Raw genomic sequence first — 10,212 nt, 5'->3', positions numbered from 1 at the left:
TTGGCCAACGAAACTGGAAATGAGATGGTTTGAACCTACCAATACCCAATTATTGGGGACAACTGCATAACTCATGGAACAATTGCTTTTATCCCATCCAGTTGGGATAAAAGCGTCTGAATGGCGTGGGATGTAAACAGGTTCAACTTTTAGCCTCCTTTGCGTGAATGTCATGATCAACACGTCGCGCCCGCTAATTCAGTCCTTCACGGTTCTGCTCATTAAACAAATGACCGATTTGGATATTTATTAATAATAAATGAAACATGGGAATCCCAGTCTTCCTTAGAACCAATCAACAAGTCACTAATGCGCACCTTGCCGTGTTCCAAAACATATCCCCATTGTAATGCAATCAGAAAGTGCACCTTGCGCGTTCTTGCCACATCTGAGCAATAAACGAGGAATGAGTGTGCAGTCCAGCTTTCATTACTTCGAGGCGGATTCGGTCCAGGGGCATCAAATAACGTTGGTTTGTAACCAAAATCACAAAACGGACTGTCGGCACCCCAGAAGATTGGTGCTTGGTCAATAGAAATATTTACCTCATCTTTGACAGTTTGAGCTTGAAATTAGACTTATCCACAGGTAGAAAACCGCGTAACGGCGCGGTTTTTGCTCATTTTTCTCTGTTTTCAATATCAAATTTGTAGGTCAAAAAGTTATCAACATGTGTATAACATATACTTTGACTTATTTGCACTTTTTCGCTATCATTGTAGGCAATAATCTATGCGACGGTGATGCCTGTGTTTGCTCAAATTGTATCCACAAAACATTGCGGAGTGGTCGCACCTACAGGTACATGCATATCGTGGAAGTCCTACCGGGAAGGTAAGTCCGTTAAAAACGCAGAATTGCAAGCCTCGGGAACATCGATGCCTACTCGGAACAAGAGATTCAACAGTTCATCCGTACACTTGAATCGCTCCTACAGCATCGCACTTCCGGTTCGATCGAGGACATGAATCCCAAGTCGACCCTCTCGTTCGGGGTTTCTTACGTGGTTCAATTTTTATGGGATCAACTGGGTCTCACCCAGGCGATTCAGGAGCAGTTGAAAGATCGTCACGTCACCTTTGACGTGGCGCGGTATCTCAAAGCCATGGTCTGTAACCGTCTTATCGATCCCTCAAGCAAATTAAAACTTGTTTTACACGATTGAAGATCTGTACCTGCCAGAGTCCGAGGGAGATGCTTGGCAACTTCAACATTTCTATCGGGCGCTTGACTACCTCGTGGACATGAAACTGGATCTTGAGAAATTCATGTACCATCGACTGACCGATCTGCTCAACTTCCGCCTCTCTCTTGTGCTCTACGACTTGACGAGTACGCACGTGAGCGGGCATGCGTGCCCCATCGCCGAACACGGTTACTCTCGCACGCACCGGCCGGATCTTGAGCAAGTGGAGCTGGGGCTGCTCGTCACACCGGATGGGATTCCCATCACGCACGAGGTGTTTTCTGGGAATACGCCTGACAAAAGCACCGTCAAAGGGATCCTGGAACGTCTGAAAAAGGAGTTCTCTGTGGAGCAGTGCGTCTTTGTCGGCGATCGCGGCATGGTGACGCAGAAGAACACGAAGCTTCTGGCGGATTTGAAGTATCCGTACATCGTTGGGTTTCACAAGCGCGGTCGCGTGGTCAGTGACGCGCTGCTGGAGCGTTATCGCGACCTTTCCAGGTATACGGAATTGCGGGACAATCTGAAGTACCTCGAAGTATCGGCGTCCTATGTGGATGACGAGGAGCAAGATTCTGAAGCGCGCTACCTCCTCTGTCACAATCCGATTAAGGCCAAAGCCGATGAGACCTTTCGTTTGACGGCGCTTGAGGAGGCTGGGAAGGCGCTTGCGGCATTGCAGGATCGTCTGGAAACGCCGCATCGCGGCCGAAAGGCAAGTGCTCAGTCTGTGATGCTAAAAATCGGAGAGATCCTGACCACAAAAGGGGTACAGACCTTTTTCGATGTAGACTTTGACGGCCAGAAGATCACGTACGCGCGAAACGAAGTCGCGCTGTTGAAGGAAGCGCTCCGTGACGGCAAGTTTGTGATCAAGACCAACACGACGCTTCCTGCAGGAGAAGTGGTCACCTCGTACAAGACGCTCATGAATGTTGAGCGGGCGTTTCGGGAGATCAAGAACTTTCTGGATGTAGGTCCTCTGTACCACTGGAATGAGAAACGGGTACGCGGCCATATTTTCATTTGCGTGCTGGCCTATCTATTTGAGCAAGAGATGCAGGTGATGTACCGACGTGCGTGGGATCAACAAGTGCAAGAGGTGCAGCGGATTTCTGATGAAGAGGAACGAGCGATCCGACAAAAGGATCTGGAGGATCGTCACTACACTGGAGAATGGATCGTCAAGGAACTAAGGCGATGGCATGTGCTGAAGGCGGAGTTTCTGGGCAAGGGAATTCCTGAGCGTGCCTCCGGCGTCAGAGCGATTGGCCGAAGTCCTCAAGATGCTGCAAATTCCACTTCCTGCAAAAACGATCTATCTTCGCGATACCCAAGCCGACGCAAAATAAGATCCGATCAAGTGAATGTAGCCCTGTGGGAGCGGGGCTATTTGTGTTGTAGGGCAAAATAGGGCCTACGAACCCGCGACGTGACTGGGGTACTGTCAAAGATGGGATTTACGAAGACAAAGGCATCAGCGGTGCCAAAGTCGATGAAGACGGTCTGACAGTCGAACGTGAAGGCTTACAGTTCATGCTCACTGACCTTGCATCTGTCGAAGTTGACTGCGTTGTCGTCCTGAACACCTCACGTTTATGGCGTAGCGATATGGCGAAGGTCTTGATACAACGAAAACTCAAACGCCACCGCGTCGACGTTCGCGCCATTGAACAGCAAACGTACAGCATATACAACGATGACCCCAATGATTTTCTCGTTAATGGCATGCTTGAGCTTCTTGACCAATATCAACGCCTTGAAATCGCATTGAAATTGAGTCGTGGAAGACGAAAGAAAGCTGAACAAGGCGGATATGCCGGAGGTGGTGCGGCATTCGGTTACAACACCGCAAAGGGACAAAAGGCTCTGCATATTGAGCCTGCACAAGCCAACACGGTCAAACGTCTATTCGAACTCCGTCAGCGATTCCCCGCATGGACGCTCAAACAAATCGCAAGCCAATTGAATCAAGAGGGATTCAGAACTCGACAAGGCAGCCAGTTTCGCAAGGTGCAAGTGAAGCGCATCCTCGACCATGAATCCACGTATCGGAATACTGACGAAATGATTTGCTCTACGTGTGGGGAGTCACTGGGTGCCATCTGGTTGAGAAAAGGCTCTGTAGACGAAGAGTTATTGAACAAAATTCGACCGGAGGCACAGAGAGAAGTTATGGGTTTGATTGAACCGACCTCAAAGGACACTGGCAAGTAACACGAATTTCAAGTGCTGTAACCGAAGGGAGCCAACCTCGTTAAATCGGGGTCCGGCTCCTTTCTCTATCTTCACTCGGTCATTCAGTCGTCTTAGTATGGCAACGAGGTGAATCAGGAATGACCAAAGCAGGCGGATACATACGTACCTCAACACAAGGGCAAGTCCGTGACGGATACAGTCTCGCGTATCAGCGGGACGAAATCATTCGCCACTGTGCTGAAAACGGAGTTTGCTTTTGCGGTGGTAAGTGGCACGGTTGTTGGATTTTTGGTAAGTTTTATATATCTTTTTATCGGAAAATTCCTACGAAAATAAATTCTCCCATTGCTGTCGGAAAAGGGATGGATACATAAAAAATCTAAGATAAACAGTCCAATCAAGACGTAATCCGGTAAATCGCCGCGATCTCTGGCTCTTTTGAACGCGCCACAAAGTTCCCGCATCGCTTCATCCGTATGCCACGCGGTGGTTGGCTTGAAGTGAATTTCACATCTTTCGATTGACTATGAATGGCTATTCACTCATTATTGGGAGGGGTGGAAAAAACGACACCTCGCGTTCTCTTCGCTGATCGTGGTTTAATAAGATCAAGAAGGGTTTCTGTCTGGTGAGGGAGGAAAGAAGCATGCAACCGCTGCGGATCATCGCGTTCACTGTCTTGTTGATTGCGGCACTTATCGGCTTTTTCTCGGGGATCTACCAACGCTATCGCTTTTTGCGGCTCGGACAGGCTGAGCAACGCTCAGACCACAGTGAGGAGCGCATGAAAGGTTTCTTCAAATACGTGCTTGGGCAGGGTAAAGTGTTGGCCGAACCGTCAGGGATCGGACACTTTTTCATCTTCTGGGGATTTATCATCCTCGGATTCGGTGAGCTCGATTTTTTTGGCTTTGATCTGTTTGGCGGGCACATCCCAGGGTTTACGCAGGGGTGGTTCACGTTTACACAGGAGTTGTTTGCGGCGTTTGTCATGGTGGCCGTGATCGTTGCGCTGATTCGCCGCTACGTGTGGCGACCGATGCGGATTGAACCTACGTTTGAGGCGGGCTTTATTCTCGGACTCATCTTTATCATCGTGGCGACACTCTTCTTGACCACAGGACTTGACGCAGTCGCGAGTGGCGCTTACACCGTGCCTGCCGCGCCGATGTCAAGCCTTGTCGCGTATTGGTTTTCTGGCATGTCGCCATCCGTTGCGGGAAATCTTGCGCAGGTTTTTTTCTGGATCCATACGCTGTCCATCTTTGGTTTTCTCGTTTTTATACCGCGCTCAAAGCACTTGCATATGATTGGCGCCGTTTTCAATACGTACTATCGCAACCTTGGGCCTGTCGGCAAGCTGAAAACGCTTGACTTGTCAGATGAGACGGTGGAAGAGTTTGGTGTCGCCAAAGTGACTCAGTTGAGTTGGAAGCAACTTCTCGACGGTTACGCCTGTACGGAGTGCGGACGCTGTCATGTATCCTGCCCCGCCACGCTCACGGGGAAGGATCTCTCGCCTAAGTACCTGATCCTGAAAATGAAGGATCATCTTGTCGATCAGGGTCCATCTCTATTGAAGATGGCCGCAGGTGGCGAGGATTACACGGCGAGCCTTCCTGATCTGGTAGGCGAAGTGTACACCGAAGACGAGATTTGGGCGTGCACGACATGTCGCGCGTGTGAGGAGGCGTGCCCGGTCTTTAATGAGCACGTCAGTCTGATCGTCGATCTTCGCCGCGACCTTGTCTTGACTAAAGGCAGCGCGCCGGGAGAAGTCAACCGCACATTCACAAACCTTGAGCGTCACTCCAACGAGTGGGGGCGTCCGCGTTCCGCGCGTGCGGAGTGGGCGGAGGGGCTTGGCATTCGCGTGATGGAAGATGTGGAAGGCGCAGTGGACTACCTGTACTATGTTGGAACGGCTGTGTCTTATGATCCGCGCAATCAAAAGATCGCGCAGTCCTTTGTGAAACTATTGCAAAAGGCGAATGTCGACTTTGCCATTCTCGGGAAAGAAGAGGAGAGCGATGGAGACTCGGCACGACGTCTCGGTAATGAGTTTCTCTATCAGGAGTTGGTCGAGCGCAATGTGGAACTCTTTAAAGCGTACGGCGTAAAAAAAATCGTCACAACAGATCCGCACGCGTTCAATCAGTTTTCCAAGGAATACAAGGATTTCGGGCTGGACATTGAGGTGCTGCATCACACACAGTTTTTGGCGGAACTTCTCAAAGAGGGGCGCATCATCCCGACGCAGCGCGTGGAAAAGACGGTTACGTATCACGACCCGTGCTACCTCGGACGGTATAATGGAGAGTATGACGCGCCTCGCTATATTCTTGAACACATTCCTGGTCTCACTGTGCTCGAAATGGAGCGCAGCCGCAATAAGAGCATGTGTTGCGGCGCGGGTGGCGGCTCAATGTTTAAAGAAGAGACGGGCGAGAAGCGCATCAATGTCGAACGCACCGAACAGGCGCTTGAGACGGGTGCAACGACGATTGCCACAGCGTGTCCGTACTGCATGACGATGATGATCGATGGGACGAAGGCGAAAGGTGTCGAGGAAGAAATCGACACGAATGACATCGCAGAACTACTGTGCATGGCCGTTTGAATTGGGAATCGCGAAGGAATTCTGGTGAGATGACGCGCCGGGGTTCGAGTAAAGGAGAGCCGCTGTGGATTTGCCAGTAATCATCAGACGAAAGGTACAGCGCTACGAGAATGAGACATTTTCAGAGCGTGAGGCAAACGTTGTAACAGAATATGCGCTAACGGTCTATATTGATGGACAGGAGTTTGTCACGCTCGTTTGCACACCGACCGATTTGGAGGATCTGGTGATTGGATTTCTCGCATCAGAAGGCGTGCTGACATCTTGTGAGGAGATTCGCTCGCTCACCATCTCAGAGGAAGATGGTGTGGCCTATGTTCGCCTCGCGACGCCGTTTGTCATAGACCCGCAAATGTTTGGAAAGCGGTACATCGCCTCGTGTTGTGGCAAAGGGCGACAATCGTTCTACTTTTATCAGGATGCGGCGCTGGCAAAACCGATCGCAGTGGCGCCGCAGATCACGCCGGGACAGATCGTTTCGCTGATCGACCGGATGCAGCGCGCGTCGAACCTGTTTCACGCGACAGGCGGTGTGCACAATGCATCGCTGTGCACCGTGGATAAGGTGCTGTTGTCGCGCTTTGACATCGGGCGTCACAACGCGCTTGACAAACTCTACGGATACCAGATTCGCGAGAATCTGGCGAGTGACAAATTGGTGATCGCGTTTAGCGGACGCATCTCTTCAGAGGTGCTGTTGAAAGTCGCAAAAATGGGCATTGGCATCGTGCTGTCAAAATCGGCGCCAACGGCGCTCGCGCTGCAGATCGCGGATGATTTGCAGTTGACGACAGTCGGTTTTGTGCGAAAAGGCGCTTTTTCTGTGTATACGCATCCGGAGCGCGTGCGGCGGGAATGGGCTGAATGACGCTTACCGAATGTTCTTCTCGCACTCTCTGAATTATGATACGCTGAATAAAAAGACTGAACGCTCGGTCGGTGATGGGGAGGCCAAGATTGGATGAACACGGTGATTGTCTCAGGAGCACGAACGCCGTTTGGTAGACTTGGCGGCGCGCTTTCTTCTATTTCTGCCGTTGAGTTGGGTGCGGTTGCGCTGCGTGCGGCGCTTTTGCGCGGCGGTGTTGCGCCGGATGAGGTAGAAGAAGTGGCGATGGGCATGGTGCTTCAGGGTGGCGCGGGACAAATCCCTTCGCGCCAGGCGCTGCGCCTTGCGGGGATGCCGTGGGCGGTGCGCTCGGAGACGGTCAACAAGGTCTGTGCGTCGGGGCTTCGCGCTGTCACACTGATTGATCAGATGGTGCGGGCGGGTGATCTTGATGTGGCGCTTGCGGGCGGCATGGAGAGCATGTCAAACGCCCCGTATTTTGTACGCGGCGCACGCTTTGGGCTGAAGATGGGTGATGCCTCGTTTGTGGATCTGATGCAGCATGACGGCCTGACCTGTGCGTTTGACCACGTTCCGATGGTGGTGCACGGTACTACAGTGGCAAAAGAGTATGAAGTGTCGCGCGACGCCCAAGATGCCTGGGCCTATCGCTCACACAAACGCGCGATCGAGGCGATGGATCAAGGAAAATTTGCGGAAGAGATCGCTCCTGTGTCCGTTTCCATGAAAGCGGGTACAGTGGAGGTGGCGGTCGATGAGGCGCCACGCCGTGATACGTCACTAGAAAAACTGGCTGCGCTGCGTCCGGTGGGGGATCCGAACGGCACCGTGACAGCAGGAAATGCGCCAGGCGTCAATGACGGCGCGGCGGCGCTGCTTTTAATGAGTGAGGCGCGGGCGCGCCGTGAAGGCAGGGAGATCCTAGGGACGCTGCGGGGACACGCAGAAGTTGCGCTTGAGGCGAAGTACATCGCGTCGGCGCCGGGTGTCGCAGTGGCAAAGCTTCTTGAAAAGACGGGGCGGTCGCTTGAGGACATCGCGCTTTTTGAGATCAATGAAGCATTTGCGGCGGTTCCGCTGGTGAGTCGCCATCATGTCCCGTGGGATCTGGAGCGCGTCAACGTGAATGGCGGCGCGGTCGCACTCGGACATCCGATCGGTGCGAGCGGTGCGCGCATCTTGCTGACGCTCCTCTATGAACTTCGGCGGCGCGGTGGCGGTCTTGGCATAGCTGCGATTTGCAGTGGTGCCGCGCAAGGCGATGCAGTTCTCGTGGAGGTGTAGGCAAAATGGCGATACAACACGTGATGGTGATCGGTGCCGGACAGATGGGCAGTGGCATCGCGCAAGTCTGCGCGATGCGTGGGATGCGTGTGACGCTTCAAGACATTGCGCCTGAATTTGTGGAGCGCGGTTTTTCGCGGATTGAGGAGAGTCTTGTTAGGATTGTGAAAAAGGGTGGACTGTCGGAGAGCGCGTCGCGCGATACGCTTGCGAGCATCACCCTGACCACGACACTCGACGCGGTGGCCTCGGCGGACTTTGTGATCGAGGCGGCCGTTGAGAAGATGGACATAAAAAAGTCCCTGTTTATGCAGCTCGACGGACTGGCAAAACCGGATGCAATCCTCGCGACAAACACATCCTCGCTGCCGATTACGGAGATTGCGGCGGTCACCTCGCGCCCGGAGCGCGTGATTGGCATGCATTTTATGAATCCAGTTCCTGTCATGCAGTTGGTGGAGATCATTCGCGGTCTGCAGACGAGCGAAAAGACGTATCGAGCGGTGGCCGATCTTGCACAGGCACTTGGCAAAACGCCTGTGGAGGTGCATGATTATCCTGGGTTTATCTCAAACCGCATTTTGCTCCCGATGATCAATGAGGCGATCTATTGTCTCTATGAAGGGGTGGCGGATCGCGACGCGATTGACACGGTGATGAAACTGGGGATGAATCATCCGATGGGTCCGCTGCAACTGGCTGATTTCATTGGACTCGATACGTGTCTTTCGATTATGGAGATTCTTCACGACGGACTTGGTGACAGCAAATATCGACCGTGCCCTCTTTTGCGAAAATACGTCGCGGCAGGATGGCTCGGCAAAAAGAGCGGACGCGGATTTTATGATTATCGCAGCGAATCGAAATAGTTTTGTGCGAAGATAAGACACTTTAGCGGTGTGTGCGGGGGGAGTCCCATGGATCTTCACGTGACGGAAGAGCAACGCGCGATTCAAAAACTGGTGCGGGATTTTGCACGTGACGTTGTGGCGCCTGCGGCAAAATCGATCGACCAGTCGGACGAATTTCCGCGCTCCATCGTCAAGAAGATGGGGGACATTGGTCTTCTTGGTTTGCCGATCCCGGAGGAGTGGGGCGGTGTTGGCGCGGATTATGTTTCTTACATGCTTGCAATCGAGGAGATCTCCTATGTGAGCGCGGCGCTTGGCGTCATCCTTGCGGTGCACACATCCGTCGGCACGATGCCTATCCTTGCGTTTGGCACGGAAGAACAAAAGCGGGTGTTTGTTCCTGCACTTGCGGCAGGGGAGAAACTCGGCGCGTTTGCGCTCACGGAGCCAAACGCCGGATCAGACGCGCAGGGCATTCGCACGAGAGCGGAGCGCGTTGGGGATGCGTACGTGCTCAACGGCCAGAAGGTGTTCATCACAAACGGTGGCGAGGCGGATGTCTATACGGTGTTTGCGGTGACCGATTCGGCGCGTGCGGCGCACGGCGGGGTCACAGCCTTTCTCGTCGAACGCGACACGCCAGGATTTCGCGTTGGGCGAAAAGAAGAGAAGATGGGTTTGCATGGCTCATCCACTGCTGAACTGATTTTTGAGGATGTCAAACTGCCGGCGGCTCGGCGGCTTGGCGGAGAAGGGGACGGCTTTAAAATTGCGATGTCCCAGCTTGACGGCGGGCGCATCGGCATCGCCGCGCAGGCGCTTGGCATCGCGCGCGCGGCATTTGACGCTGCGTGCGCCTACACACAGTCGCGCACGCAGTTTGGACGGGCCATCTCTGAGTTTCAGGCGGTACAGACGATGCTTGCCGATATGGCGATGAAGATTGAGGCGGCGCGCCTGTTGACCTATCGCGCGGCAACGCTTCGCGCAGCGCACAAACCGTGCGGCAAAGAGGCTTCGATGGCGAAACTCTACGCCTCGGATACAGCGATGAGTGTGACGACGGACGTGGTGCAGCTGTTTGGTGGATACGGGTACACCAAAGAGTATCCTGTCGAACGCTATATGCGCGATGCCAAAGTGACACAGATCTATGAGGGAACCAATCAAATCCAGCGGATTGTCATCGCGAAGGCGCTTGCCAAAGAGATGACAGAATAGG

6 protein-coding genes and 4 pseudogenes are annotated in these 10,212 nt (G+C 53.1%); 8 read left to right on the top strand and 2 right to left on the bottom strand.

The features are described 5' to 3' along the window. A partial coding sequence (locus tag ATW55_RS16865) for a hypothetical protein (RefSeq protein ID WP_235587116.1) occupies positions 1-183 on the bottom strand: 183 nt, incomplete at its 3' end. A gap of 566 nt (positions 184-749) precedes the next feature. Between ATW55_RS16865 and ATW55_RS12245 the strand changes: the two are divergent. The 3 pseudogenes from ATW55_RS12245 to ATW55_RS16855 form a co-directional block, all read left to right on the top strand. Next, positions 750-2,538: pseudogene (locus ATW55_RS12245) on the top strand (IS1634 family transposase). Between the two features lie 58 nt (positions 2,539-2,596). Then, a pseudogene (locus ATW55_RS12240) lies at positions 2,597-3,241 on the top strand (recombinase family protein); the annotation flags it as partial. 281 nt (positions 3,242-3,522) lie between these two features. Continuing rightward, a pseudogene (locus ATW55_RS16855) lies at positions 3,523-3,636 on the top strand (recombinase family protein); the annotation flags it as partial. A 96-nt stretch (positions 3,637-3,732) separates the two neighbouring features. On the opposite strand, the pseudogene ATW55_RS17370 reads toward ATW55_RS16855, so the two are convergent. Further along, positions 3,733-3,891, bottom strand: a pseudogene (locus tag ATW55_RS17370) (Fic family protein); the annotation flags it as partial. A gap of 140 nt (positions 3,892-4,031) precedes the next feature. Here ATW55_RS17370 and ATW55_RS12235 point away from each other — a divergent pair. The 5 genes from ATW55_RS12235 to ATW55_RS12215 all read left to right on the top strand — a co-directional run bounded on the left by ATW55_RS12235 (position 4,032) and on the right by ATW55_RS12215 (position 10,211). Further along, entirely contained in the window at positions 4,032-6,005 is a 1,974-nt protein-coding gene (locus ATW55_RS12235; RefSeq protein WP_067718061.1) for a heterodisulfide reductase-related iron-sulfur binding cluster, read from the top strand. Between the two features lie 64 nt (positions 6,006-6,069). Continuing rightward, a complete protein-coding gene (gene fdhD / locus ATW55_RS12230; RefSeq protein WP_067718058.1) occupies positions 6,070-6,873 on the top strand; it encodes a formate dehydrogenase accessory sulfurtransferase FdhD in 804 nt (267 codons plus the stop codon). A gap of 93 nt (positions 6,874-6,966) precedes the next feature. Further along, positions 6,967-8,139, top strand: coding sequence for an acetyl-CoA C-acetyltransferase (locus ATW55_RS12225; protein WP_067718055.1), 1,173 nt, complete (start codon positions 6,967-6,969; stop codon positions 8,137-8,139). Positions 8,140-8,144: 5 nt separating this feature from the next. Then, entirely contained in the window at positions 8,145-9,008 is an 864-nt protein-coding gene (locus ATW55_RS12220) for a 3-hydroxybutyryl-CoA dehydrogenase (RefSeq protein ID WP_067718051.1), read from the top strand. Positions 9,009-9,056: 48 nt separating this feature from the next. After that, positions 9,057-10,211 carry an acyl-CoA dehydrogenase gene (locus tag ATW55_RS12215; protein WP_067718048.1) on the top strand — a complete coding sequence of 385 codons (1,155 nt, stop codon included), beginning with the start codon at positions 9,057-9,059 and terminating at the stop codon, positions 10,209-10,211. The last annotated feature ends 1 nt before the right edge of the window (position 10,212 follow it).

The sequence above is a fragment of the Ferroacidibacillus organovorans genome (assembly GCF_001516615.1).
Taxonomy (GTDB): domain Bacteria; phylum Bacillota; class Bacilli; order Alicyclobacillales; family SLC66; genus Ferroacidibacillus; species Ferroacidibacillus ferrooxidans_B.
Note: the sequence above shows the minus strand (reverse complement) of the source record. Positions and strands in the feature narration are given on the sequence as shown.

Bases quoted from the DNA above. Each gene is read 5' to 3' on its own strand.
- ATW55_RS12220 (WP_067718051.1), top strand. From the start codon at position 8,145: ATGGCGATACAACACGTGATGGTGATCGGTGCCGGACAGATGGGCAGT.
- ATW55_RS12235 (WP_067718061.1), top strand. From the start codon at position 4,032: ATGCAACCGCTGCGGATCATCGCGTTCACTGTCTTGTTGATTGCGGCA.
- ATW55_RS12215 (WP_067718048.1), top strand. From the start codon at position 9,057: ATGGATCTTCACGTGACGGAAGAGCAACGCGCGATTCAAAAACTGGTG.
- ATW55_RS12225 (WP_067718055.1), top strand. From the start codon at position 6,967: ATGAACACGGTGATTGTCTCAGGAGCACGAACGCCGTTTGGTAGACTT.